22 protein-coding genes are annotated in these 25,234 nt (G+C 73.1%); 10 read left to right on the forward strand and 12 right to left on the reverse strand.

The genetic code is table 11. The annotated features are described in order from the left end of the window. Positions 1-27: 27 nt before the first annotated feature. The gene (locus tag ACWEN0_RS48670; protein WP_451988559.1) at positions 28-810 is read right to left on the reverse strand and encodes an SDR family NAD(P)-dependent oxidoreductase; all 783 of its coding nucleotides are present in this window, start codon (positions 808-810) and stop codon (positions 28-30) included. A 64-nt stretch (positions 811-874) separates the two neighbouring features. Continuing rightward, positions 875-1,756 (reverse strand): LysR family transcriptional regulator, encoded by an 882-nt coding sequence (locus tag ACWEN0_RS48675; RefSeq protein WP_451988560.1) that lies wholly within the window; start codon positions 1,754-1,756, stop codon positions 875-877. A gap of 98 nt (positions 1,757-1,854) precedes the next feature. On the opposite strand from ACWEN0_RS48675, the gene ACWEN0_RS48680 reads away from it, so the two are divergent. Then, positions 1,855-2,688 (forward strand): TIGR03620 family F420-dependent LLM class oxidoreductase, encoded by an 834-nt coding sequence (locus ACWEN0_RS48680; protein ID WP_451988561.1) that lies wholly within the window; start codon positions 1,855-1,857, stop codon positions 2,686-2,688. A 42-nt stretch (positions 2,689-2,730) separates the two neighbouring features. Here the strand turns inward: ACWEN0_RS48680 and ACWEN0_RS48685 are convergent, their stop codons facing one another. After that, a complete protein-coding gene (locus ACWEN0_RS48685) occupies positions 2,731-6,771 on the reverse strand; it encodes a DUF7507 domain-containing protein (RefSeq protein ID WP_451988562.1) in 4,041 nt (1,346 codons plus the stop codon). 142 nt (positions 6,772-6,913) lie between these two features. After that, positions 6,914-7,123: a CsbD family protein gene (locus ACWEN0_RS48690; RefSeq protein WP_451988563.1), complete on the reverse strand. Its 210-nt coding sequence runs from the start codon at positions 7,121-7,123 to the stop codon at positions 6,914-6,916. Positions 7,124-7,306: 183 nt separating this feature from the next. Here ACWEN0_RS48690 and ACWEN0_RS48695 point away from each other — a divergent pair, with 183 nt between their 5' ends. From ACWEN0_RS48695 to ACWEN0_RS48725, 7 genes are all read left to right on the forward strand, one after another. After that, positions 7,307-7,759: an Asp23/Gls24 family envelope stress response protein gene (locus tag ACWEN0_RS48695; protein WP_451988564.1), complete on the forward strand. Its 453-nt coding sequence runs from the start codon at positions 7,307-7,309 to the stop codon at positions 7,757-7,759. Beyond that, positions 7,756-8,031 (forward strand): hypothetical protein, encoded by a 276-nt coding sequence (locus tag ACWEN0_RS48700; RefSeq protein ID WP_451988565.1) that lies wholly within the window; start codon positions 7,756-7,758, stop codon positions 8,029-8,031. The genes ACWEN0_RS48695 and ACWEN0_RS48700 overlap by 4 nt, the downstream gene beginning before the upstream one ends. An 11-nt stretch (positions 8,032-8,042) precedes the next feature. Next, positions 8,043-8,219 carry a hypothetical protein gene (locus ACWEN0_RS48705; protein WP_451988566.1) on the forward strand — a complete coding sequence of 59 codons (177 nt, stop codon included), beginning with the start codon at positions 8,043-8,045 and terminating at the stop codon, positions 8,217-8,219. 3 nt (positions 8,220-8,222) lie between these two features. Next, entirely contained in the window at positions 8,223-8,597 is a 375-nt protein-coding gene (locus tag ACWEN0_RS48710; protein ID WP_451988567.1) for an Asp23/Gls24 family envelope stress response protein, read from the forward strand. Further along, positions 8,594-9,121, forward strand: coding sequence for a DUF6286 domain-containing protein (locus ACWEN0_RS48715; RefSeq protein WP_451988568.1), 528 nt, complete (start codon positions 8,594-8,596; stop codon positions 9,119-9,121). The genes ACWEN0_RS48710 and ACWEN0_RS48715 overlap by 4 nt, the downstream gene beginning before the upstream one ends. Further along, positions 9,118-9,675, forward strand: a complete 558-nt coding sequence (locus ACWEN0_RS48720; RefSeq protein WP_451988569.1) for an alkaline shock response membrane anchor protein AmaP — start codon at positions 9,118-9,120, stop codon at positions 9,673-9,675. Before ACWEN0_RS48715 ends, ACWEN0_RS48720 begins: the two co-directional genes overlap by 4 nt. A 636-nt stretch (positions 9,676-10,311) precedes the next feature. Continuing rightward, positions 10,312-10,731: an arsenate reductase ArsC gene (locus ACWEN0_RS48725; protein WP_451988570.1), complete on the forward strand. Its 420-nt coding sequence runs from the start codon at positions 10,312-10,314 to the stop codon at positions 10,729-10,731. A gap of 264 nt (positions 10,732-10,995) precedes the next feature. Here the strand turns inward: ACWEN0_RS48725 and ACWEN0_RS48730 are convergent, their stop codons facing one another. Further along, positions 10,996-11,400: a VOC family protein gene (locus ACWEN0_RS48730; protein WP_451988571.1), complete on the reverse strand. Its 405-nt coding sequence runs from the start codon at positions 11,398-11,400 to the stop codon at positions 10,996-10,998. A 91-nt stretch (positions 11,401-11,491) separates the two neighbouring features. Here ACWEN0_RS48730 and ACWEN0_RS48735 point away from each other — a divergent pair, with 91 nt between their 5' ends. Continuing rightward, positions 11,492-12,463 (forward strand): helix-turn-helix transcriptional regulator, encoded by a 972-nt coding sequence (locus ACWEN0_RS48735; RefSeq protein ID WP_451988572.1) that lies wholly within the window; start codon positions 11,492-11,494, stop codon positions 12,461-12,463. On the opposite strand, the gene ACWEN0_RS48740 is transcribed toward ACWEN0_RS48735, so the two are convergent. Genes ACWEN0_RS48740 through ACWEN0_RS48770 form a run of 7 tightly spaced genes read right to left on the reverse strand, consistent with a single transcriptional unit; the run spans position 12,464 to position 21,645 of the window. Further along, the gene (locus tag ACWEN0_RS48740) at positions 12,464-13,678 is read right to left on the reverse strand and encodes an MFS transporter (RefSeq protein ID WP_451988573.1); all 1,215 of its coding nucleotides are present in this window, start codon (positions 13,676-13,678) and stop codon (positions 12,464-12,466) included. It abuts the gene before it with no gap. A 12-nt stretch (positions 13,679-13,690) separates the two neighbouring features. Further along, positions 13,691-14,728 carry a 3-oxoacyl-ACP synthase III family protein gene (locus tag ACWEN0_RS48745; RefSeq protein ID WP_451988574.1) on the reverse strand — a complete coding sequence of 346 codons (1,038 nt, stop codon included), beginning with the start codon at positions 14,726-14,728 and terminating at the stop codon, positions 13,691-13,693. Between the two features lie 11 nt (positions 14,729-14,739). Next, positions 14,740-15,993: an ATP-grasp domain-containing protein gene (locus ACWEN0_RS48750; RefSeq protein WP_451988575.1), complete on the reverse strand. Its 1,254-nt coding sequence runs from the start codon at positions 15,991-15,993 to the stop codon at positions 14,740-14,742. Positions 15,994-16,004: 11 nt separating this feature from the next. Beyond that, entirely contained in the window at positions 16,005-17,951 is a 1,947-nt protein-coding gene (locus tag ACWEN0_RS48755) for an acetyl/propionyl/methylcrotonyl-CoA carboxylase subunit alpha (RefSeq protein ID WP_451988576.1), read from the reverse strand. 7 nt (positions 17,952-17,958) lie between these two features. Beyond that, positions 17,959-19,563 carry a carboxyl transferase domain-containing protein gene (locus ACWEN0_RS48760; protein ID WP_451988577.1) on the reverse strand — a complete coding sequence of 535 codons (1,605 nt, stop codon included), beginning with the start codon at positions 19,561-19,563 and terminating at the stop codon, positions 17,959-17,961. Further along, complete coding sequence (locus ACWEN0_RS48765) at positions 19,560-20,768, reverse strand: 8-amino-7-oxononanoate synthase family protein (protein ID WP_451988578.1); 1,209 nt, start codon at positions 20,766-20,768, stop codon at positions 19,560-19,562. Before ACWEN0_RS48765 ends, ACWEN0_RS48760 begins: the two co-directional genes overlap by 4 nt. 16 nt (positions 20,769-20,784) lie before the next feature. Continuing rightward, entirely contained in the window at positions 20,785-21,645 is an 861-nt protein-coding gene (locus tag ACWEN0_RS48770; RefSeq protein WP_451988579.1) for a 3-hydroxybutyryl-CoA dehydrogenase, read from the reverse strand. A 634-nt stretch (positions 21,646-22,279) separates the two neighbouring features. Here ACWEN0_RS48770 and ACWEN0_RS48775 point away from each other — a divergent pair. Then, complete coding sequence (locus ACWEN0_RS48775) at positions 22,280-25,138, forward strand: AAA family ATPase (protein ID WP_451988580.1); 2,859 nt, start codon at positions 22,280-22,282, stop codon at positions 25,136-25,138. The last annotated feature ends 96 nt before the right edge of the window (positions 25,139-25,234 follow it).

Genomic DNA, 25,234 nt, shown 5'->3' on the forward strand with positions numbered 1-25,234 from the left:
CGAGCCGGCGCTCCGGCGTCGCGGCGCTCAATCCTGCTGCTCCGTCGGCCGGACCAAGACCTCGTTCACGGCGACGTGGCGTGGCCTGGTGACGATGAAGGTGATGGTGTCCGCCACGTCCGCGGGACGCAGTCGCTCCATAGTGGAGTATCGCGCGGACATCCGCTCCTGGACGTCGGGGTGGTTCTGGAGGGGCAGCTCGGTTTCCACCGAACCGGGCTCGACGAGCGAAACGCGCAGATGGCGTCGGGTGACTTCGCCGCGGAGAGCTTCACCGAACGCGGTCACGGCGTGCTTGCTCGCGTTGTAGACACCGCCGCCACCGCGCACCACCCGGCCCGCGGTGCTGCTGACCAGGACGAGATCGGCCACCCGGCGGGGACCGTCGGCCGCGGCCTCGAGCAGGTGCGGGGCGGCCGCGTGCGCGGTGTACATGAGCCCGAGCGTGTTGAGCTCGATCATCCGGCGCCAGTCGGTCGTGTCCGCGCCGGTGATCGGCCCGAGGATCATGACGCCCGCGTTGGCCACCACGGTGTCGAGGCGGCCGTACACCTCGATGGCGCGGGCGACGGCGGCCTGAGCTTGTTCCTCGTCCGTGATGTCGGCACTCACGGCGAGAGCGTGGCCACCGGTGCTCGTGATCTTTTCGACGAGCGCGTCGAGGCGGTCCGCTCGGCGGGCGACCACGGTCACCCGTGCGCCGAGCGCGGCCAGTGCCAGCGCGGTGCCTTCGCCAATGCCGCTGCTGGCTCCGGTCACCAGGGCTGCTGTGCCGGCGAGGGGACCACCGGCCTGAGGTTGACTGATCATGAGCTCGACGGTACGAGCGCTTCGGCCGGCGTGGGAGGGAGTGATACCCCCACCCCGGGGTCCACTATGGACGGTGCGGGACACCCTCGTCACCGAAGGCCGCCACCGCGCACTCGGCCGCGCCGTTCGCCGTGTCCGGCGCGACGACGATGCTGCCCGCGATAGTGACCGGCGGCTCGAGCGGGATCGCGCGGACGCGGGTCGAGCGGATCTCGGCGACCTGGTCGGCCGGCAGCACCGTCCAGCTCCGGGGCTCCGAGCCGACTTCGACGATCGTCTCCTGCAGGGTGCCCGTCGGGCGGCCGGCCGCCAGCTGCCACCCCGTGTCGCTCAGCACGCGGGCCACGGCGTCGTGCAGCGGCGGGTCGTGTTCGCGGGCGGGCAGGCGCAGCGTGCCGTCGGCCAGTTCGGTCCGGCCGACGGCTCGGCGGTCCGCCGCCGGGTGCCGCCGGGACACCACCGCGTACAGGCGTTCGGTCCAGGCCGGCAGCACCTCGAGCCCGGGCACCGAACGCACACCCCGGGTCAGCGCCAGGTCGAGGTCACCCTGCCGCAGAGCGTTGAGCCTGGCCTCGACCGGCAGATCGGCCAGCACGACCTCGAACTCCGGCGCCCGCTCGCGGAAGGCGTCGATCCCACGTTCCAGCCGGGCGGTCATGCCGGCGGCCGTGCCGATGCGCACGGTCGGCACGACCTGCTGCGCCGCGATCCGCACCTGACCGGCCGCGGCGAGGGTGCCGCGCGCCGCGGCGAGCACGCGCTGCCCGGCCGCGGTGAGCCGGACCCGCCGGGGTGACCGGTCGAGCAGCCGGACCCCGAGCTCCCGCTCCAGCCGGGCGATCTGCTGGCTGACGGCCGGTTGCGCGACGTGCAGCCGCTCGGCCGCCCGGCCGAAGTGCAGCTCGTCCGCGACGGCGACGAAATAGCGCAGTGCCCGCAGCTCCACGGCCCCACCCCGGTTGACCTCGACGATAAGGAAAGCTTATCGCAGCACGTGCCGATTGGCGCTGGTTCGCGCGACCACCCGGTGCTGAGGTCGTGATCATGACCATCGAACTGGGACCGCTCGGCGCTTACCTGACCGCGGCCGAGGCCACCGCGGCGGACGCCGTCACACTGGAAGAAGCCGGCTACGACGCGATCTGGCTGGCCGCGTCACCGACCGCGGACCTCCGCTCGGCGGAGCGGCTGCTCGACGCCACGCACCGGATCGTGATCGGCACCAGCGTGCTCAACGTGTGGCAGTCCGACGCGGGCACCGTCGCGGAGTCCTACCACCGGATCGCGGGGAAGCACGCCGGCCGGCTCCTCATCGGCATCGGGGCCGGTCACCGGGAAGTCGACGCCGGCTACGCGTCCCCGCTGGCCAAGGTCGCGAGCTACCTCGACGCGCTGACCGCGGCCGGTGTCCCCGCCGACCGCGTGCTGCTGGCCGCGCTCGGCCCCAAGATGCTCCGGCTGGCGGCCGACCGCGCGGCGGGCACCCTCACCCTGCAGGTGACGCCCGACCACACCCGCCTCGCCCGGCAGGTCCTCGGTCCGGGCAAGCTGGTGATGCCCGGGCACGGCGTGGTGCTGGACGCCGACGTCGAACGTGCCCGCGCGGCCGGCCGAGCCGCCGTCCGCCCCATGCTGGGCATCGCCAACTACGCCGGCAACCTCCGGCGGATCGGCTACACCGACCAGGACCTGACGGCTCCCTTCAGCGACCGCCTGATCGACGCGCTAGTCCTGCACGGCGACGCACCGGCCATCGCGACCGGCATCGGCGCGGAGCTGGCGGCGGGGGCGGACCACGTCGGCGTGCACGCGGTGAGCGAAAACCCCATCAGCGTTCTGCGCGCGATCGCCGACGCGGCCCGCGTGGTGAAGGCGTAGCGGACGGATCAGCCGACGTCGGGGTGACGGGGCCGCTCTCGCTCACCGGGTCGGGTGCTGTCGCCTGCCGGCCGCGCAAAGCGCCGCTCCGGCCAGGAGGAGCACGCTCGACAGGCCTAGGAGCCTGCCCACGTCCGTGCCGGTGTCGGGCAGCCGGTGCGGGCCGCCGGTCGGTGCCGGTGCGGGAACGACCGGGACCTCGGCGACCGCCTGACCGGCGGGGACCGGCGCTCCGTCGGACCCGGTTCCGGCGGCGGTGGCGACGTTGCGCACCCGCCCGGCGGCCACGTCGGCGGCGGTGACCGTGTGCGCGGGCACCGTGCACGCCATCGCCTGACCCGGCGCCAGCGCGGTCGCCGGGCAGGTGGCCCCGCCCGCGGACGGGTCGTCGACCCGGATCGCCCGGACCGTGACCGCGCCGGTGTTGGTGACCGTGACCGTCCACTCGATCCGGTCCCCGGCGCTGATCACGCCGTCGCCGTTCACGTCGACCGGCCGTGCCGCCTTGGTGATCGCGAGGGCCGCGGCGGCGGTGACCCGCACGGTCGCGCTCGCGGGCGCCGACTCCGCCGGTGGCCCGCCCGCCGGCGGGGTTCCCGATGCCACGGCGGTGTTGTCGATCCGCCCGGCGTCCACATCGGACTGGGTGACGCGGTAGGTCGACGTGCACGTCACGTGCTGCCCCGGCACCAGGGATCCGGCCGGGCACACCGGAGCCGGCGGCCCGCCGCTGCCGGTGAAGCGGGTTTCGCGGACCGACAGCGCGGTGAGCGTCACGGTGCCGGTGTTGGTGATCACGAACGCATACGTGACCTCCTGCCCGGCGGCGGAAACCGTCCCCGGTGAGGCCGTCTTCGCCAAGGTGAGCGCGGCGTCCGGCGGTGTCGGCACGACTACGGTCGACGGATCCGAGACCGGTGGTTCGCCCTGGGGCGGGTTCCCCGTGGCGACGGCCGTGTTGACGACCTTCCCGGCGTCCACATCGGACTGGGTGAGCACGTAAGCGGCCGTGCAGACCGCTTGTTCCCCCGGCGCCAGCGTGGCCACCGTCGCGCTACCGCCCGGGCAGGACAGCGGGGACGGCCGGCCAGTGCCCGAGAACGCCGTTTCGCGCACCGTGACCGCGGTCAGCGTGCGGTTTCCGGTGTTGGTGACCACGAAGGAGTAGGTGACCGTCTGGCCGGCGCGGAAGTGGCCGCCGTCGGCCGGGTCTGCCGACTTGACCAGGGACAGCCCCGGCTTTCCGGGCACGGTCACCTTCGCCTGTGACGGGCCGGAGGTGACCGGTTCGCCGCCGGGACCGGCTCCGGTTGCCTCGGCCGTGTTGGTCACCGCGCCGGCGTCGGCGTCCGCCTGGGACAGGGTGTAGGTGGCGGTGCAGGTCTGCGCCTGTCCTGGCGCCAGCGTGCGCGACGGGCACTCGACGACCGGCGCCGGGCCGGTGCCGCTGAACGCCGTCTCGCGCACGGACACCGAGGTGAGGGTGCGGTTTCCGGTGTTGGTCACGGCGAAGCGGTAGGCCACGGTCTCCCCCGCGCCGGCCACGGTGGCCGGTTCGACGGACTTGACGAGGGTGAGCTCGGCCCCGCCACCGGCCGTCACGACCGCCGTCGCCGGCGGCGTCGTCACCTTCGGCAAGCCCGGGGGCGGCGTGCCCGCCGCGGTGGCGCTGTTGGTGAGCCGGCCGGCGTCGAGGTCGGCCTGGGTCACCGCGTACTCCGCCGTGCAGGTGACGACTTGCTCCGGCGCCAGCACCGCGCCGCCGGGCGGGCAGGTGATCGCGGACAGCGGTCCGCTGCCGCTGAAGGCGCCCTCGGTGACCGTCACTCCGGTCAGGGTCACGGTTCCGGTGTTCTTCACCGTGAACGAGTAGCGAACCAGCTCCCCGACGGCCGTTACCGTGGCCGGGTCGGCGGACTTCGCCAAGGTCAGGCCGGCCGAGCGGGTGGCGGTCACCTTCGCCGACGACGGCGCCGACGTGATCGGTTCCGTCGCGCGAGGCGGCGTCCCGCGCGCGACGGCGGTGTTCTCCACCGCGCCCGCGTCGATGTCGGCCTGCGTGACCGCGTAGGTCGCGCGGCACGTCTGCGCGGCGCCGGGGGCGAGCACCGCGGCCGGGCAGGTGACGACGGGTGCCGGGCCGGAGCCGGTGAACCGGGTCTCGGCGACGCCGACGCCGCGCAACGTCACGTCGCCGGTGTTGGTGACCACGAACGTGTAGCCGACGGCCTGGCCGGCACGGTCGACAGTCGTCGGGTCGGCGGTCTTGACCAGGGTGATCGCCGGGTGCGCGGGCGTCGGGATCGAGACGCTCGAGGGGTTCGACGTGGTCGGGTCGGCGGAGCCGGGCTGGTTGCCGTGCGCGGTGGCGGTGTTGTCCAGCCGGCCGGCATCGACGTCGGCCTGGGTCAGCACGTAGGTGGCGGTGCAGGTCGTGCTCGCGCCGGGCGTGAGCGTGGCGACCGGGCAGACGGCGGCGGACAGGACACCACTGCCGGAGAACGCGGTCTCCTCGACCCCGATCCCGTTCAACGGCACGTTGCCGGTGTTGGTCACCAGGAAGGAGTAGGTGATCGGCCGGCCGGCGGTGTAGGCGTCCGGGTTGTCGGGCGAGGCCGACTTCGTCAGTGTGAGGGCCGGGGCCGGCTTCTCGGTCGGGGTGCGGGTCGACGACGGGTCGGACGTCACGCGGGTGGTGTTGCCCGGCGGCAGCCCGGAGGCGGTCGCGGTGTTGACCGCCGCCCCGGCGTTCTCGTCGGCCGGGGTGATCACGTAAGGCGCCTGCGCGGTGCAGGTCTGCGACTCCCCCGGTGCGAGGCTCGGGCGGGGGCAGGTGACCGGCCCGGCCTTGGCGTCGGTCACGGCGATGTCGTGCAGTTCGAGCGCGCCGGTGTTGGTGACGGTGAACGTGTACCCGATGGTGTCGCCCGCGTCGGTGATCCTGTTGCCGTTGACGTCGACCGGTGCGGCGGCGTGCTTCTCCAGCTTCAGCGTCGCGGGTTTCCCGGTGTTCGTGACCGTGCAGGACACGAAGTCGCCGACGTCGACGTGCACCTGTGCCGAGGCACCGGCGTCGCCGGAGGGCAGTTCCCCGTCCGTCTTTCCGTTGCGGGTGCAGGACCACGCTCTGTCGTAATTGGACTGCAGCCCCGCGGTCGCCGTCTCGCGCAGCGCGTAGTCGCCGCCGCGGGCGCCGGCCAGCACCGTGACTTCACCGGTGCTCGCCGAAGCGCCGCCGCCGGTGTCGGCCGAGGCGAGCACGCTTCCCCCCGGCGCCGCGACCGAGACCGCGAAGGAGTCGCCGGGGAAGCCGCGAACGACCTTTTTGGTCAGCTGGAGGCTGGAGACCAGCACGCCGAAGCCGACCGCCTGGCGCCCGCCGCCGACCATGCGCTGGCTGAACGACGTGGGGTCTTCGGCGGAGATGATCGCGGTGCCGGTCTTGTTGGCGCCCGTGCGGCCGGCGCACCGCACCGTCCGCGTGCCGATGCCGGTGTACCCACCGCCGCAGGCGTTTCCGATCCCCGGATCGGACCCGGTCGCGGTCAGCGATTCGAGCGGCGAGGACGAGGTCCACTCGATCGACTCGCCGGCGTCGGTCGACTCGGCGTCGGCGCCGACGAGCCCGTAGCCGTGCACCACCGCTCCGGCGCTGTCCGTGGCGACGATGTCGGTGAGCGCGGCGACCGTCGTCGTGCCGAAGGCGGTCTGGTACAGCGCCGGCTGTCCCGGCACTCCCGTGTAGTGCCCGGAGTTGCCCAGGTAGGCCGCGGAATAGGTCGGCAGCCGGTTCGCGGCCACCGGACCACCGGACACCTTGAGGGTGACCGCGAGCCGGTAACCGCCGGGCAGCGTGAAAGTCAGCCGCTGGCCCGCCGCGGAAGTGGCCTCCGCGGCGTCGTACCCGGACAGGTCGAACCAGCACAACGTCCGCGCGTAGGTGCCGGTGCCCGCCGCGGCGAACCCGCAGTCGCGGGTCGCGGCGATGGCTCGCGCAGCTGGTCCGAAGCCGGCCACGAAGAGCGCGAGCATCGCCGCGATCACCACGAGCGCGGGCACCTTCCGCCGCGACACGCCACTCATCGACCGATACCTCCGCCTCGGCTGCTGCTCCACGCCATCGTGCGTGGACGACCGCAAAACGGCTGGCGGAAAGATGATCATTCAATCGATCGTGGCGCCCGGATGTGCGGAACTACTGCTGAACGGCGGTCACGGACCGGAATCAGTCCTTCTTGAGGACGTTCTTGACCTTGCCGACCGCGTCACCGACCGCGTCCTTGACGTTCTCGGCCGCGGCCTTCAGTCCTGCCTTGGCCTGGTCGGCCTGGCCCTCGGCGCGCAGCTGGTCGTCCCCGGTGACCTTGCCCGCCGTCTCCTTGGCCTTGCCGCCGAAGTCTTCGGCCTTGTTCTCGATCTTGTCGCCCAACGACATCTTCCTGCACCTCCGGTGTCGGTCACCGTCCTTCGTGGACGGTTCTGTTCATCAGGACACCCCGGTGCCCCGTTCGTCATTGCCACGTCCGCGTGACCCTGTTCACACGAACGGGGCCGTGACGATTCCGGCCCACCCCGGGTCCTCCCGGCACAACCGTCCACTCGACGCAGGAGGAACACCATGGCCGAGACGACCACGAAGACCCCCGCCACCGCCGCGGAGACGACCGGCGCCCTCGTCACCAGCCAGGGCGCGACCACGATCGCGGACACCGTGGTGCAGAAGATCGCCGGCCTGGCCACCCGCGAGGTGCCCGGCGTCCACTCCCTCGGCGGCGGCGCCGCCCGCGCCTTTTCCGCGATCCGGGAACGCATCCCGGGTGCGACCGCCTCGGCGGGCCAGGGCGTGTCGGTCGAGGTGGGCGAAAAGCAGGCCGCGGTCGACCTGCAGCTCGTCGTGGAGTACGGCGTGTCCATCGCCGACCTCTCCCGGTCGGTGCGGCGCAACGTGATCACCGCGGTCGAGCGGATGACCGGCCTGGAAGTGGTCGAGGTCAACATCGCCGTGGGCGACCTCAACCTGCCCGGCGACGACGGCGACGACCAGGGCTCCGACACCGGCCGGGTGCAGTGACACCCGACGCGGTCGCGATCGCCGCTGCCGTGGCGGGCCTGCCGGAAGTGGCGGGCCCGCACGGCGGCCGGATCGGGGAAATCGCGACGCTGCTGCCCGGCCGGCGCGTCGCCGGGGTCCGCGTCGGCGACGACGAAGTGACCGTCGGAGTCGTGCTCCGCTACCCGGTGACCGCGTCCGCGGCGGCGGCCGCGGTCCGCGCCGCGGTCGGCCCCCTCGACCGGCCCGTCCGCGTGTTCATCGGCGACGTGGCCACACCCACCACTTCTTGACGGAGGTACCCATGAATGCCACCAGGACAGGTTTGCTGACCGGTCTCGTGCTCGGCCTCGCCCTCGCTTTCGGCGGGTTCGGCGCGTTCCTCGCCGTCCTCGTCCTCGGCGCGATCGGCTTCCTGATCGGCCGTCACCTCGACGGCAAGATCGACCTCGCGCAGTTGTTCGGCCGGGACCGGGGCTGACCCGTGACCGCCACCGTGCCCGCCGAAGAGCGGGGTGAACTGGTCATCTCCGGCCACGCGGTCGAACGGATCGCCGCGCACGCCGCCCGCGAAATCGGTGACGTCGGCGGCGCCGCCGGGCGCGTGCTGGGGGTCGCGCTCGGCGGCGAAGACGCCGACCGCCCGGTGAAGGTCGACGCCGACGTCGACGGCGACCGGGTGCGGCTGGCCACCCGGCTGTCCATCACCTACCCGGCCTCGGTCGCGCGCACCACCGAACGCGCCCGGGCCCACCTGCGCACGCGGGTGGGCGAACTGACCGGACTCGACGTCGACCGAGTCGACATCACCGTCACCGCGCTGCACCCGCCGGCCACGTCCTCGAGGAGGGTCTCGTGAAACGCCGCCCCCGCCGCAGCACCCCGGCCGTCCTGACCGCGCTCGTCGTGACCGCCGCCGGTGCGCTCGCCGCCGTCGTCGCCATCCAGCTGATCCTCGGCGAGCGCCCGTGGCTGGACTACGGCGCCACCGCCCGGCGGCTGCACGACGTCCGCTGGGCCGACCTCCCCGTCGTCATCACCGGCGGGGTCGTCGCCCTGCTCGGCCTGGTCCTGGTGCTCGCGGCCGTGCTGCCGGGCAGGCTCACAGTGCTTCCGCTGCGCGGTGAACTGGACTCAGGTGCCTCGCGCCGCAGCTTCGGTTCCACCCTCCGGGCGGCCGCGGCGCGGGTCGACGGCGTGGAGAAAGTGCGGCTGAAACTGCGGCGCCGCAGCGTCCGGGTCCGGGTGCAGACCCGCCGCACCCATCCCGACGGGATCGCCGACGCGGTCCGCGTCGCGGTCGCGGCCCGGCTGGACCGGATCGACCCGGTCCGCCGTCCCGAGGTCAAGGTCCGTCTTCGCGCAGTGAGGAGCACGTCGTGAACCGTCCCGCCGGTCTCAACCGGACCCTGCTCGCGGTCTTCGGACTGCTGCTGCTCGCCGCCGGCGCGCTCCCGGCCGCGATCCGCTTCCACTGGCTCCCGGCACTCGGCCCGGACCGGCCGCTCGTGCCGGGCACCGAGCTGCCCCCGACCTGGGTGCGGTACGTGATCGCGGCCGCCGGAATCGTCGTCGCGCTGGCCGGGCTGCGCTGGCTGGCCGCCCAGCTGGTCCGCAAGCCGGGCAACCGCACCTGGCGCTGGGAAGCCGATGCGGGCAGCACCGAACTGGCCACCAGCGCAGCCGTCGGCCCGTTCACCGAGGAGCTGCGCGGCTACCCCGGCGTGCGCACCGCGTCCGCGTCGCTCACGGGGAACCGCGAGCGCCCCGAGCTGCTCGCGGTCGTCTCGGTCGAGCAGGACGGCGACCCCGCCGGGATCCGGGACCGCATCCGCGACGAGGGTGTGCCGCGCCTGTGCCAGGCACTCGACCTCGACTCGCTGCCCACCCGCGTCGAGCTGCGCTTCACCACCGCAGAACGGTCCCGCGTCGCCTGACGGTCCTGCGCGCGGGGTAGCAGACCCGATGCGATGGTTTCCAGTACCCCGGCGCACTCCTGACCGCTTACCCTGGTGCAGACCTCGCCGCCTCCGGGCGCGTAGTCGATGGGGTTTTCGGCGGTGGGCACGATCGCGTCAGCCGTAGTGGCGCGCAGACCTGGGCGGGCTGACCTGGGTAGCTTTGTTCAGGCCTCAATAGACTCGAAATCACAGGGCGCGACCGTGTTCTGGCACGGCGAGACACCCTTGCCGACAGAATATCTTCCGCTGCAGTCCCTTACCCGTTAGAGCAACTAAGAATCGAGGCGAAGCGAATCTCGAGCGCGTACCCGTACGTGATATTCGCCGACTCCTTCGGAAAAGGTTGATATAATCAGCACTATTCCCTTGAACATCGAAGGGGAATCCGGGGGATTTTCGCCCTCTATCCCGAACAGCTGACGGCCCACCTCACTCAGGTGGCGTAGACAACACCGCGGATTGTAGAATTCGCGGCCGGGGACCGGCTGCACAGGTCGATCCCCGACCCGGCCCGCGCCGGCACCGACGCCGTGTTCGGCGCCGCGTTCGACGACCTCTCCGACCGGACCACCCGGCTGGCACCTGCCGCCTACCTCCCCGGAGTACTGACCGATGACCGACCTCCCCGGCAAGCCGACGGTGCTGTTCCTCTGCGTGCACAACGCCGGGCGCAGCCAGATGGCCATGGGCTTCTTCCGGCACCTCGCCGGCGACCGGGCACTCGCCTTCTCCGGCGGCTCCGAACCCGGCCACGAAGTCAACCCGTCGGCAGTCGCCGCGATGCGCGAACGCGGGATCGACATCGCCGCCGAATCCCCGCAGCGGTGGACCGACGAGATCGTCCGCGCCGCCGACGTCGTGATCACCATGGGCTGCGGCGATGCCTGCCCGATCTTCCCCGGAAAGCGTTACCTGGACTGGGAACTCGACGACCCGGCGGGCAAGAGCGTCGAGGACGTCCGCCCGGTGCGCGACGAAATCGAGCGACGCGTCCGGGGCCTGCTCGACGAGCTCGGCGCACTGGAGCGTTGATGAAGCAGCCGTTGTCGCCAGCTGGTCGCGGAGTTCGTCGGCAGCGTCAGCGCCACCCGCCGCGGAACTGATCCTGGTGATCCTCTCCCGCTCCGGCCGCGGTCGGCGCCTGCTGGTTCACCTGCTCGACCAGATTCGCCAACCCCGCCATCACGATCGGCCGCATGTTCAGCGACACCTTCGCCGGTATCGCCCCGGCCTCGGTGCCCCTCTTCCTCGCCGGGCGGCGCGGTGGCTTTCGCGGGCGTCGGCGCCGCGCTCCGGTCAGCGGGCGAGCCTCGCCCGGGCCTCGTCGGTGAGCGGGGTGAAGAAGTTGACCAGGTTGCCGTCGGGGTCGCGGACCAGCAGGGAGCGGTTGCCCCACGGCATCGTCGTCGGCTTCTGCACCACCTCCAAGCCGGGTGCCAGGCTCGTCAGCCGGTCGTGCTCGCGGTCGACGTCCTCGACGAGGAACTCGAGGATCGCCGACCGGTTCGACTCGGGGACGGCCGCCCCGGCGCTGAACAGCGCCATCGTCTCGGCACTGCCGATGGCCAGCGTGCACGACGGGCTCACGAACTCGGCGAACTGCTCGGCGGGCCGGCGGGCGGCGGACCCGGTCACCAGCTCGTAGAACTCGACGAGCCGGTCGACGTCGTGGGTGATCACGCGGACGGAAACAAGCTGCACGGTGGTTCCTTTCTCCACTGAAGGGGGCTACACCGGACACGCTAGAGGCGATAGTGGACAGGATCCGCCCGGTATTGTCAGAATTTCGGACGTGACCCGGCCGATCGCTCGTGTGCTGGCGTTGCTGGAGATCCTCCAGCGCGGCGGTACCCGGACCCTGGCCGAGCTGGCCGAGCGGCTCGACGTCGACGAGCGCACCGTCCGCCGCTACGTCGGCCACCTCGTCGACCTGGACATCCCGGTCCGCTCGGTGCGCGGCCGGCACGGCGGGTACCGGCTGTCCCCGGGCTACCGGATGCCGCCGTTGATGCTCACCGACGAGGAGGCCCTCGCCGTCCTGCTCGGCCTGGTCGCGGGCCGGCGCGCCGGGTTGATCAGCACCTCGGTCGCGGCTGCCGAGAGCGCCGCCGCGAAAGTCCGCCGGGTACTCCCCGAAGCGCTCGGCCGGCGGCTCGACGCGCTCCTGGAGATCGCCGACTTCACCGCGCCCGCCCGGCCGGCCCTCAGCGCGGAGGCCGAAGTCCTGCTCACCGTCGCGGAGGCGGCGCGGGACCGCCGCCCGATCGACCTCGGTTACGTCGCCGGCCACGGCGGGGCCAGCGACCGCGTCGTCCACCCGTACGGGATCGTCGCGCACTCCGGGCGGTGGTACCTGACCGGTTTCGACTCCGCCAGCGAGCAGGTGCGCACGTTCCGGGCCGACCGGATCACGACCGTCGTGATGCGAGCCGGGACGTTCGACGTACCGGCCGGGTTCGACCCCGCCGAGCGGGTGCTGACGGCGATCGCCGAGGCGCCGTACCGGCACGAGGTGGCCGTGCGGATCCGGTCGACGCCCGAACAGATCCGTTCCGTGCTCCCGCCGTCCGTCGCCACGCTGGCGGAAATCGATCCCGGCTGGGTGCGGGCCCGGATCCGCGCCCAGCGGCTCGACTGGATACCGCCCCTGCTCGCGGCACTCGACCGGCCGTTCGTCGTCGAGCAACCCGACGCTCTCCGCGAACTGGTGCAGGCGCTGGCCGGGCGGCTCGCCGGCTACGCCCGAGCGCGACCGGACGTCTGATCACGCGATTTGCGGCTCGACCTGCCGCGAGCGGTCGCGCTCGGCCCAGCGCACCACCGCCGGGACAGCCAGGCCGGTGGCGGCGAAGATGCCGCCGATCACGAACCAGCCCGGGGTTCCCCACGTGATGCACAACGCGATCAGCACCGCCGGTCCCAGCGTGACGCCGAGTCCCAGGCCCATCCCGAACAGGCCCTGGTACTGGCCGACCGCGTGCGGGGGCGCCAGGGTGAACGACAGCTCGAAACCGCCCGCCGCCTGCCAGAGTTCGCCGACCGTGTGCACCACCACCGCGGCCAAGAGGAAGACGAGCGCCAGCCACGTCGGGGCGCCCGCCATCGCCGCGATCGCCACGCAAGCCGCGAAGAACGCGAAGCCGGCGCGCCGGAACGCCACCGCGCCCGCGCGGGTCGTGTCGATCCGGCGGCTCGCCCGGACCTGGAAGAACACCACGATCACCGTGTTGACCACCATCACGCCGGACACCGTCCAGTTCGGCGCGGTCGTCCGGGCGACCAGCCAGAGCGGGACGGCCGCCGTGAGCACCCGGTACTGGATCGCCATCACGCCGTCCAGCAGCGTCAGCACCAGGTACGGCCGGTCCCGCAGCGCGACCCACCTCGGGCCGACGCCCGCCGGTTTGGGCGGGACCGCCGGGAGGAACAGCACGATCGCCGTGCTCGCCGCGTAGGACAGCGCGCTGCCGCCGATGAGCAGCAGGTACGCGTTGCGCGTGTCGGCCGCGACACCCCAGCCGGCCAGCAATGCGCCCACCGCGATGCCGAGGTTGGTCACCGAGCGCAGGTAGCCGCGGAACTCGGCGGGCCGGTCGCCGCCGTACTCCTGCACCAGCGGGCTGCGAGCGGCGGGCCCGGCCGTCTGCGCGGCGGCGCCGAGGCTCGCGAAGGCCACGAACGTCCAGAAGTCCTGCGCCAGGCACAGTCCGGTCATGGAGATCGCGCCGAGCACGAGCGTGAGCGCGTAGACGGTCCGCGCGCCGTGGCGGTCGGCGAGGTGGCCGAACGGGATCCCGGCCGCGAGCGACAACGCGCCCGCGATGGTCAGCCCGGCGCCGACCTGGCCGGCCGGCAGCTGGACGACGCGGGTGAAGTACAGGACGCCGGCGGTCAGGTAGACGCCGTAGCCGGTCATCGTGACCAGGGTCGCCACGGCCAGGAGCCGGGGTGGTCCGCCGCGGGGCAGGAGCGCGGGCATGGCAGGCCTTTCTCAGTGGTGGGACAGGGTGGCGGCGCGGTCCTCGACGCCGGCTTCGGGACGCGGCGGCGTGGCGGTCCACCGGCACAGGCCGACGCCGAGGTTCATGCCGCCGCCGAACCCGGCCAGCAGCACGACGTCGCCGACGTTCAGCGCGCCGGCGCGGTGGGCGGCGTCGAGCGTGACCGGCACCGACGCCGCGCCGGTGTTGGCGAAGCGGTCGACGGTCAGGTGCAGGGCCGCGTTCGGCAGGTCGAGCGCCTCCCCCAGTTCGCGCAGCATGACGCCGTTCGCCTGGTGCGGCACGAAATGGTCGACGGCGGTGGCGGGCAGGCCGCTTTCGCGCAGCGCTCCGGCGATCGCGTCGGGGACGTGCCCGGTGACGAACTCGCGCACGCCCCGGCCGTCCATGCGGAAGAAGTGCTCACCGGCCAGCACCGAGCGCACCGACGCCGGGAGGCGGCTGCCGCCCGCGCGCACCCCGATGAGGCGGTGGGCGTCGCCGTGTCCGCGCAGCCGCGTGCCGATGACGCCCCCTCCCGCCGGAACGGGGCCGAGCACGACCGCCCCCGCTCCGTCACCGAACAGGATCGCGGTCCTGCGGTCACGCACGTCCAGGATGCGGGAGTAGATGTCGGCGCCGATCACCAGCGCGTGCCCGCCGTCGCGCACCAGGCCCTGAGCCATCGCCAGCGCGTAGACGAACCCGCTGCACACCGCGTTGACGTCGACCGCCGAAGCCGAGCGGGCGCCGATCAGGTGCTGGACGAGGCTGGCCGTCGCGGGTTGCGGGTGGTCCGGGGTGGAGGTGGCGACGACGATGTGGTCGACGTCGTCCGGGCTCAGGCCCGCGGCGAGCAGGGCCCGGTCGGCCGCGATCGCCGCGAGGTTGGACGTCGCCTGGCCGGGTGCGGCGTGGCGGCGTTCGCGGATGCCGGTCTTGCGTTCGATCCACGCCGCGTCGACGCCGGCCGCCGGGGCGATCTCGGCGTTCGGGACGACGCGGTCGGGCAGGTAGGAGCCGGTGCTGAGAATGCCGATGTGGGTCATGTCGTCCTCGGTCAGCGCAGGGCCCACAGGCCCGGCAGGCGGTCGGGTTCGGACTCGGGCACGAACTTCACCGAGCCCACGAGGTCGGCGGCCAGCGCGCTCGCGGCCTCGGGCGTGTCGGCGCCGACGACGATCAGGCCGACGCGGTCGCCGGAGCGATGCAGGGGCTTGATTTCGTCCCCGGGTCCGACACCGAGCTCGGCGTGCAGGACGGCCGGGTGCGCGAGCACCTCGTCCCAGCCTTCGACCGCGGCCAAGCGCCCGGGCGGCGGCGTCAGGTACCGGACGGCGGCGCCGCGGCTCGGCGTCAGCGGGACGCCGCTGCCCGGACGGCCGAGCATGTCGTCGAAGACCAGGCCGTACAGCTCGAGGCCGGGGATGGCGTGGGCGAGCATGCGGTGGATCCAGTCGCCGCCGAAGCGGCCGTGCACTTCGCCGAGCACCACACCGCTCGCGGTGAGCCACAGCTCGACGTGGAAGCCGCCGACGCGCAGCCCGAGCGTCTTCAGGGCGCTCGACACCTGTTCTTCGATCTCCCGGCGCCGGGCGTCCGGCAGCGGCGCGGGCAGCACGTGCCCGGTCTCGACGAAGAACGGCGGCGGCACCTTTTCCTTGGCCGTCACGGCGAGGATCTTCGGCTCACCACCGAGGAAGACTCCTTCGACGCTGAACTCCGGGCCCTCGACGAACTGTTCGACGAGGAACGGCTTCGCATCCGGCAGCAGGGCGATCGCCGCCGGCAGCTGCCCGGGCTCGGTCACCAGGCTCACGCCGGTGCTGCCCATGGCGTCGCGTGGCTTCACGATCCACGGCCCGGCGTACTCGCCGAGGAACGCCTCGGCCGCGGCTTCGTCAGCGCACAACCGTACGACCGGCTGCGGGAACCCGGCGGCGGCCAGGGCTTCCCGGCAGGCGTCCTTGGTCCGGACGCGATGGACGGCCTCGGGCGGGTTGCCCGGGGCGCCGACCGCTTCGGCGGTTTCGGCGACGGCGACCTGGGCCAGCTCCTGGAGCGCGTAGACGGCGTCGAAGTGCTCGTCCTGCGCCTTCGCCCACGCCGCGGACTCCCCGGGCTTGAGAACGTCCACAGTGGACTTTTCCGACGCCTTCCCGATGACGTCTTCGGTGGCGGCGAGGACTTCGGCCGTATTGGTGACGTGCACGCGCAGGCCGCGCGCCGCCGCCTGGGCCAGCGCCTCGGCCGCCATGTCGAGGCTGAAGCTCAGCGGCCGGGCGCCGCCGACGAACAGCAGGGTTTCGGGCATGGGTGTCTCCTTCACGGTTTCAGGGTGACCAGGACCTGGTCGGCGGTGACGCTTGCATTGAGCGCACAGGAAAGCCGGTCGACGGTCCCGGCGAACGGCGCGACGATGCGGTTCTCCATCTTCATCGCCTCGACGACCACCAGCAGCTCCCCCGGTTCGACCCGGGCCCCGGGTTCGCACGCGACGCCGACGACGACCCCCGGCATCGGCGTGCGCACCGCGCCGTCGGAGGCGTCGCCGCCGCCTTCGTCGAAGGTGCGGCGCGCCAGGGCGACCCGGTGGCCGCCGAGCACGATCTCGTACCCGTCCGCGGTGGGCAACCCCGTCCAGCGGGTGGTCCCGATCCGGCCGTGGACCAGCCCGTCCGGCCCGCGCTCGGCGAGGACGGCGTACCGGCGGCCGTCGGTCTCGACGTGCAGCCCGGCCCGGTCGCGGGCCAGCAGCCGGGCTTCGCGGTCGCGTCCGTCGTAGCGCAGGACGATGCGCCCGAGCGGCGCCTCCGGGTCGAGCGCCGCCCGGTCGAACGCACCGAGCGTGCCGGTCCACGGCGAAGCTCCTTGGAGAGGCACGGCCATGGCCGCCGCGCACGCGAGCGCCTGGGCGTCCCGGCAGTGGGGCGCCGGCCGGGCGGTGAAGGCGTCGACGAGGTGGGTGTCCGCCCGGCCCTCGACCACCCGCGGTTCGGCGAGCAGCTCGGCGAGGAAGCCGAGGTTCGTGGTCAGCCCGACGAGCGTGGTCTCCTCGATCGCCGCGCGGAGGCCGGCGAGCGCCGTGGCGCGGTCCGGACCGGCGGCGACCAGCTTCGCGACCATCGGGTCGTAGAACCCCGGCACCGCGCCGGACTCGTCGAACGCGGCCTCGACGCGGACGCCCGCCGGCCAGCGGACGACTTCGGCGTGGCCCGGCGCGGGCCGGAACCCGTGCTCGGGGTCTTCGGCGTAGACGCGGCACTCGATCGCGTGCCCGGTGGCGCGGATCTGCCACTGCGGCAGCGGGAGCGGCTCGCCGTCGGCGACGAGCAGTTGCCATTCGACCAGGTCGAGGCCCGTGATCTCTTCCGTGACCGGGTGCTCGACCTGCAGCCGGGTGTTGACCTCGAGGAAGAAGAACCGCCCGTCGCCGTCGAGGATGAACTCGAACGTGCCCGCGCCGACGTAGCCGAGCGCGGTGGCGCCGCGGACCGCCGCCTCCAGCAGCGCCCGGCGGGTCGTCGCCGGGAGGTGCGGCGCAGGGGCCTCCTCGACGATCTTCTGGTGCCGCCGCTGCAGCGAGCACTCGCGCTCGAAGAGGTGGACGACGTTCCCGTGGCGGTCGCCGAAGACCTGGACCTCGATGTGCCGAGGCGCGGCCACGTACCGCTCGGCCAGCAGCCGCCCGTCGCCGAACCCGGCGCGGCCCAGCCGCACGGCCTCCTCGACCGCTTCGGGCAGCGCGGTCTCGGTGTGCACCACCCGCATGCCCTTGCCGCCGCCGCCGGCAACCGGCTTCAGGATCACCGGGAAGCCGATCCGGCGGGCGTCGGCGAGCAGGATGTCCGCCGACTCGGTGGCGTGCTCGGAGCCCGGCAGGACCGGGACGCCGGCCGCGGCCATCAGCTCCCGGGCACGGGCCTTGTCCCCCATGGCTTCGATCGTCACGGCGTCCGGTCCGATGTAGACCAGCCCGGCTTCGGTGACGCGGGCCGCGAATTCCGGGTTCTCCGACAGGAAGCCATACCCCGGGTGGACGGCGTCGCAGTCGGTGCGCAGGGCCGCGTCGACGACGGCGTCGATGTCGAGGTAGCTCTCGCGCGCCGCCGACGGTCCGATGTAGACGGACTCGACCGCGTCGTCCAGGTGGGCCGCGCCGGCGTCGGCGTCCGAATACACGGCCACGGGGTCGACGCCCAGCCGGCGGCAGGTGCGCGCGATCCGGCGGGCGATCTCCCCGCGGTTGGCGATCAGCACACGTTTCGGCATCGTCCCCTCACATCCTGAAGACCCCGAAGCGGGTCTCCCGCTTCGGCGCGTCGGCGCCCATGGCCAGGCACAACGTCAGCCAGTCCCGCGTCTCGACCGGGTCCACGACGGCGTCGACCCACAGCCGGGCCGCGTAGTACAGCGGCTGCGCCTGCCGCTCGTAGGAGCTGAGGATCGGTTCGCGGATCGCTGCCTCCTCCTCGGGCGTCAGCTCGCGGCCCTCCTTGGCGAGCTGGTCGGCGCGGATCTGCGTCATCACCTTCGCCGTCTGCTCGGCACCGACCACAGTGGACCGAGCACTCGGCCACATGGCCATCAGCTGCGAGCCCATCGACCGCCCGCACATCGCGAAGTTGCCCGCGCCGTAACTGCCGCCGACGACCAGGCTGAACTTCGGCACCTTCGCGCACGAGACGGCGTTGACGAGCTTGGCGCCGTGCTTGGTGATACCGCCGGCCTCGTACTCGGCGCCGACCATGAACCCGTTGATGTTGTGCAGGAACAGCAGCGGGATGTCGCGCTGCGCGCAGACCTCGATGAAGTTCGCGGCCTTCTGCGTGCTTTCGGAGAACAGCACGCCGTCGTTGATCAGCACGCCGACCGGGTAGCCGCCGACGTGCCCGGTCCCGCAGACGATCGTCGGGCCGAAGCGGGCGCGGTATTCGGTGAACTCGCTGTCGTCGAGCAGCCGCGCCAGGATCTCCCGCGCCGGGATGTGCTCCTTCAGCCCGGCGCTGACGACGCCGGCCAGCTCGGCCGGGTCGTACTTCGGCGGACGCGGCGGGCGGGACGGCGCGGCCAGCGGCGGCCGCGGGCTGCGCGCGGCGAGGTCGCGCAGGATGTCGAGGGCGTGGTCGTCGTTCTCGGCGAGGTGGTCGGCGACGCCGGTGACGCGGGTGTGCAGGTCCGCGCCGCCGAGCGTCTCAGCGTCGACGATCTCGCCGGTCGCCGCCCGCACGAGCTGCGGGCCGCCGAGGAAGACCGTGCCGGTGCCGCGGACCATCACCGTCTCGTCGCACATCGCCGGGATGTAGGCGCCACCCGCGGTGCACGACCCCATCACCGCCGCCAGCTGCGGCAGTCCTTCGGCGGACAGTTCGGCGATGTTGCGGAAGATCCGGCCCAGGTGGTCTTCATCCGGGAACAGATCTTCTTGCAGTGGCAGGAAAACACCGCCGGAGTCGACGAGGTAGATGCAGCCGAGGCCGTTCTCCCGCGCGATCTTCTGGCCGCGCAGGTGCTTGCGGACGCCGAGCGGGAAGTACGTGCCGCCCTTCACCGTGGCGTCGTTGGCGAAGACCATGAACGGGCGTCCGGCGACGATCCCGACGCCCACGACGAGCGCGGCCGAGGGCACCGGCTCGTCGTAGACGTCGTGTGCGGCGAGCTGGCCGACCTCCAGCAGCGGCGTACCGGGGTCGAGCAGCCGCGCGATGCGCTGCCGCGCGGTCAGTTTGCCGCGTTCGGCGTGCTTGCGGTGCGCTTTCTCGGTGCCGCCGGCGATCGCCTTGGCCCGGGCCGCGGCGATGACGTCCCGGTTGGCCGCGAAGTCTTCGGTGTTGCGGCGGAACGCGTCCGACCGGATGTCGACGTGCGAGAGCAGCGCGGTCATGCCGCTGCGCTCAGCGAGGTCAGCAGTCCCGCGAACTGCTCGATCTCGGCGGTGGTCATGCTGGCGCGCAGCATGACCCGCAGGCCCGCCTTGCCGCGGCCGATGATCGGGAAGAAGATCGGCGAGACGTAGAAGCCGTTGCGGAACAGGTCCTGCGCGAGCCGGACGGTCGCGTCCTCCGACCCCACCCGGACGAACCGGATCGGCAGGCCGTCGCCGCGCTCGCCGGTCTCCACCAGGCGGTCGAAGAGCGCGATGTTGTCCTGCAGCCGCTGTTGCAACGCGGTCAGCTCGTCGGTGCGGTGCAGCTCCGCGGACGCGAGCAGCCCGCCCAGGCCCGCGGTGTTGATGCGCTGCGACCACATCAGCGGGCCGCCGTTGCGCTGGGCGGTGTCCAGCCGCCACTGGGAGCCCCGCTTGCCGAGGAAGATCGCGCCGCCGGACGCGCCGAAGCCCTTGTTCAGCGAGGTGATGATGATCGTGCGGTCGTTGATCTGGCCCAGTTCCCCGAGAACGACACCGCGGCCGCGGTGGCCGACCGTCGAGATGCCGTGGGCTTCGTCGAAGACCAGGAACAGGCCGTACTTCTCCTGCAGGGCGAGGAGTTCCTTCACCGGGGCCTGGCCGCCGGTGCTGTAGACGCCGTCGGCGACGTAGGCGACGCGCTTGTGCTGCTTGCACAACGCTTCCAGGGCCTCGACGTCGTTGTGCGGCACCACGGCGACCTCGGTCTCGTCGGCGACGCTCGGCTTCATCGCGTTGAGGCAGAAGTGCGCGTTCTTGTCGAACACCATCAGCGGCGGCTCGCCCTCGGTGAAGATCCCGGAGGCGACCAGCGGCAGCGCGGCCCACGCGGCGGCGGCGCACGAGTTGAGCGTCACGGCCTCGACGTCGAACAGCTCGGACAGGGCGGCCTCGGCGTCCTTCAGGGCACCGAAGCGGACGCGCATCCGGGACGTCGACGTGTTGAGCGCGCCTTCGGCGAGCACGGCGTCGGCCGCGGCCCGCACCAGCTTCGGGTGCGTGTCGAGGCCCAGGTACGAATAGGACGACATGTTGACGAACTCGTGGCCGTCGGCGAGGGCCCGGTGGCGGCCGTCGCCGAGGCCGGCGACGACGACGTCGAACAGGCCGGCCTTGTCGGTGACGTCCCAGAAGTCGTCGCTGATCCGGGCCGACTTCTTGATGTTCAGGAACGAGTGCACAGTTTTCTCCTCGAGCTCAGTAGGTGTGGAAGCCGCGGCCGGTCTTGCGGCCGAGGTGGCCGGCTTCGACCAGCCGGGAAAGCGACGGCGGGGCGGCGTAGAGGGGCTGCTTGAACTCGTCGTGCAGCGCCGCCGCGATGGCGGCGACGACGTCGAGGCCGATCAGGTCGGCCAGCCGCAGCGGCCCCATCGGGTGCGCGCAGCCCAGTTCCATCGCGAGGTCGACCTGCTCGGCCGGGCAGTAGCCGGTGTCGACCATGCGGATCGCGGCGAGCACGTACGGGATCAGCAGGGCGTTGACGACGAAGCCGCTCTGGTCGGCGACGGTGACCGGCTGCCGGTCCAGAGTGCGCTCCGCGAAGGCCGTCACCTGGCCGGTCACCTGGGGGTCCGTCGCCAGCGCCGGGACGATCTCGACGAGCCGCATCGCGGTGACCGGGTTGAAGAAGTGCAGGCCCAGCACGCGCTCCGGGCGCGTGGTCGCCGCGGCGAGCCGGGTGATCGCGATCGCCGAGGTGGTGCTGGCCAGCACGGTGTCGTCGCCGGCGATCTTGTCCAGGGTGGCGAAAAGGCCGAGTTTGAGCTGCTCGTCTTCGGGGATCGCCTCGATGACGAGCTGGCGGTCGCCAAGTTCGGCGAGGTCCGTGCCGATGCTGATCCGGGCCAGCGCGGCGTCACGCTCGGCCGGCGTCAGCTTTCCCTTGTCGACGCGCCGGCCGAGCGAGGCCGCGATCCGAGCCGGGGCCGAGGTCAGCGACGACTCCCGCGAGACGGCCAGCCGGACGTCGAGCCCGCGGGTCGCGCAGAGCTCGGCGATCCCCGCGCCCATCGTGCCCGAGCCGACCACGCCGACCCGGGTGATTCCGTTCGCACCCACTTGTATTCCCCGCATTCTTTCGCGTGAATGACCGGTTCTTTTCCCGAACCGAATGTCCGATCGCGCACCCTTCAGGGCACTTCGCCCATCGAGGGAAACGTGGTCGAGCGGATACCGGGCGCGGCTCACCCCGCGTCGCGTTCCGCTGTGGTACCCCCGAGCCCCGGTTACTTCACCCCAGTCCGCGGCCTTCGCCAGTCTGCACATCGCGAGCGCGGCGGCGCTAGAGGGGCAACTCCCCCACCTTTCTCCGCGGACGCTCGGCCGGAAGTCCCGCCTTCGCCGTGACCAGCTGAAACCGGGCACTACCTCGTGGTAGATACCGAAGGTCCGGACCACTTGTGCGGCAAGCGTCACGTCGCGACGACCCGGGACGCAAACGCCCCGGGTCCTGTAAACCACCGAACGGACCAGCGACGGGCCCGCCGGCCCCGCGGCCCGTCCGGGCGAATCCGGGGGAACCTTCCCCAGACCGGCCGGTATCGCGGTACCACCATTCCAGTATTCGGTCCGCCTTGGCGCGGACCGGGCCTTCGTGTATCCAAGGGAGAGCCTGTCCGGAGGGGCCGGAGAGCTGGGGGCTCAATTCGATGCGTGAATACGATTATTCCTTTTTCGCGGCCGCTCGCCGCGCATGCTGATCCGGTCGCCGGAGCTGGTCGGCCGGGACGCGCAGCTGCGCGAACTGGCCACGGCGTTCGACACCGCGCTGGCCGGGCGGGGCAGAGCGGTCTTCCTCGCCGGGGAGAGCGGGATCGGCAAGTCACGCCTCGCGCGCGAGGCCGCGGCGCGGGCGGCCGGGCGCGGCGCCCGGGTCCTGCGCGGGCAGGGCAGCTCGGTCGGCCCGGTGGTGCCGTTCCGCCCGCTGGCCGAGGCGCTGTTTTCGCTGACGCGGGAGGCGGAACCGGTCGACGTGGGCGAACTCGGCCCGTACCGGCCGGCCCTCGGTGTGCTCGTGCCCGACTGGCGCGACACCCCGGCGGACGACCCCGCGCCGCCGCTGCTGGTCGTCGCCGAGGCGGTGCTGCGGCTGCTGGCCGTGGTCGGCCGCGCCGGCGGCTGCGTGCTGGTTCTCGACGACCTGCACGACGCCGACGCGGAGACCCTGTTCGTGCTGGAGTACCTGGTCGGGAACCTGGAGTCGACGCGGGTGCTGCTGATCGGCACGATCGGCGACGAGCCGTCCGCGGCCCGCGAGATCGCCCGTTCGGCCGCCCGGCGCGGGGTCTGCGCCCTCCGCACGCTGCCCCGGCTCGGCCCTGGCGAGGTGCACGACGTCGTGGCGGGCTGCCTCGGGACGGACCGGACCCGGGTGCCCGCCACAACCGCGGACCACCTGGGGCAGCTCAGCGCCGGGATCCCGTTCCTGGTCGAGGAGCTGCTGCACGAGCTCGTCCACGACCGGTTGCTGACCGAGCGCGCCGACGGATGGCACCTGGCGGAGACGTCCGCCGGTGCGGTGCCCGCGGCCCTGGTCGGCAGCGTCGCCGCCCGGATGGCCCGGCTCGGCCCCGAGGGGGCCGAACTGCTGGCCGCCGCGGCGGTGTCCGGGCTCCGGTTCGCCGCGCCGGTGGTGCAGCGGGCGGCCGGAGCCGACGACCGGACGGTGGCGGTCTTCCTCGACGCGGCAGTCGAAGCGCAGCTCCTCGAGCCGGATCCGGCCGCGGTCGGGTGGTACGCCTTCCGGCACCCGTTGACGGTCGAGGCCGTGCTCGCCCAGCTCGGGCCGACGCGGCACGCGGACCTCGCCCGGCTGGCCGCCGACGCCGCCGAGCTGCTGCTCCCGGGCCTGCCCGGTGACTGGTGCGCGCAGGTGGCGCGCCTGCGGCAGCTCGCGGGCGACCGCGCCGTGGCCGGGCGGCTGTTCGCCGACGCCGGGCACCGCGCGCTCGAGACGGCGGACGCCGGGTCCGCGGTCACCTTGCTGGAGCGCGCGGACGCGCTGCTGACCGACAGTCCCGACCTGCCGCTGCGGGGCGCCGTGCTCGAGTCGCTGGTCCAGGCCCTCGGCGAAACGGGGCGGACCGATCGCGCGTTCGCCTTGACGGGCCGCTTCTCCGAAGTCGGCTTGTCCGAGCGGGCCGCCGTCCTGCACGCGCGGGTGGCCTGGGCCGCGCACCTCGCCGGCCGGACCGAAGACGGGCTGGTCCAGGTGGCCGCGGCCCGCGCCCGCCACGGATCCTCCGGCGGCGACCGGCAGCGCGCGGCGGTCGATGCCGTCCACGCGCACCTGCTGCTCGGCCTCCCGGGCCACGAGGACGACGCGGGCCGGCTCGCCACCGGCGCGCTGGAGCAGGCCGGGCGGCACGACGACCCGGTCGCCGCCTGCCAGGCGGCCCTCGCGTTGGGCATCCTCGCCCGGGACCGGGACCCGGCGGCGGCGACCGGGCACTTCGAACGGGCCTGGCACCTGACCGAGACGCACCGGATCCCGTTGTGGCGCACGCACGTCCTGCTCGGAATGGGCGAGCAGGCGGCCCTCGCCGACGGCGACACCGGCGGGCTCGCGTTGGCCAGGCAGCAAGCGGAACGCGTCGGGGCGGTGGCCGCGTCCCATGCGGCCGAAGCCGGGCTCATCCTGCACGGGCTGATCCTCGGTGGTGACCTGCACGCCGCCGGGCCGCGACTCGCGCGGCTCGCGGAGAGCGCCGCGCACCACGGGCTCGACGCGGTCGTCCGGCACACCCACGCCCTCCGCGCGATCTCCGCCGCGCACCGGGCCGACCGCGGTGGCATGGCGGAGGCGATCGCCGACGCGCGCGCCGCCGGGGGCGGCCACCACCCGGACCTCGCCCGGTGCCTCGGCCTGGGCCAGGCGTTCTGCGCGGTGATGGAGGAAGACCGCGACCAGGCCCGCCGCGACCTGAAACGCGCCGGCGGCGCGCCGCTGGCCGGGCACCACGGGCTCCGGATCCTGCTCGACGTCTTGGCGGGCGAGGAAGATCCGGCTGCGCCGCCCGCGGGCCGGGTGCGCTGGAACCGGCAGTTCACCGCACTGGCGCGGGCGGTGGCGTGCGGCCGCCGGGGTGACGTCGCCGGGGCGGAAGCCGCGGTGCGGGAGGCGCGGGAAGCCGCGCGTCCCTATCGGATGGCCGCGCACCTCGGTGCCCGGCTCGTCGCCGAAGCCGCCCTGGCCGACGGCTGGGGCGACCCGGTCCCGTGGCTGCGCGCGGCGGAGGAGTACTTCCACGACGCCGCGGTCCCGGCCGTCGCCGGGGCGTGCCGGGCGCTGCTGCGGCGGGCCGGCGAGTCCGTCCGCCAGCGACGGCCCGGCCTCCAGCTGCTCCCCCGGGAGCTGCGCGACGCGGGCGTGACGGTGCGCGAGTACGACGTGTTCCGTCTGCTCGCGCACCGCCTCGGCAACACCGACATCGCCCGGCGCCTGCTGATCTCGCCGAAGACGGTCGAGAAGCACGTCTCCAGCCTGATGGCGAAGACGAAGCTCCCCGACCGCGTGACCCTCTTCGACTATGCGGCGGCGATCAGCCGCTAGCTGTTGCGGGTCATGACGTTGGTGACGCGGGCGAGGGCCTGAGACGAGGGACGGGTCTTTCGGCGGCAGGATGAGAAGTGCGACCAACTCGTCCCG

The sequence above is a fragment of the Amycolatopsis sp. NPDC004378 genome (genome assembly GCF_053602455.1).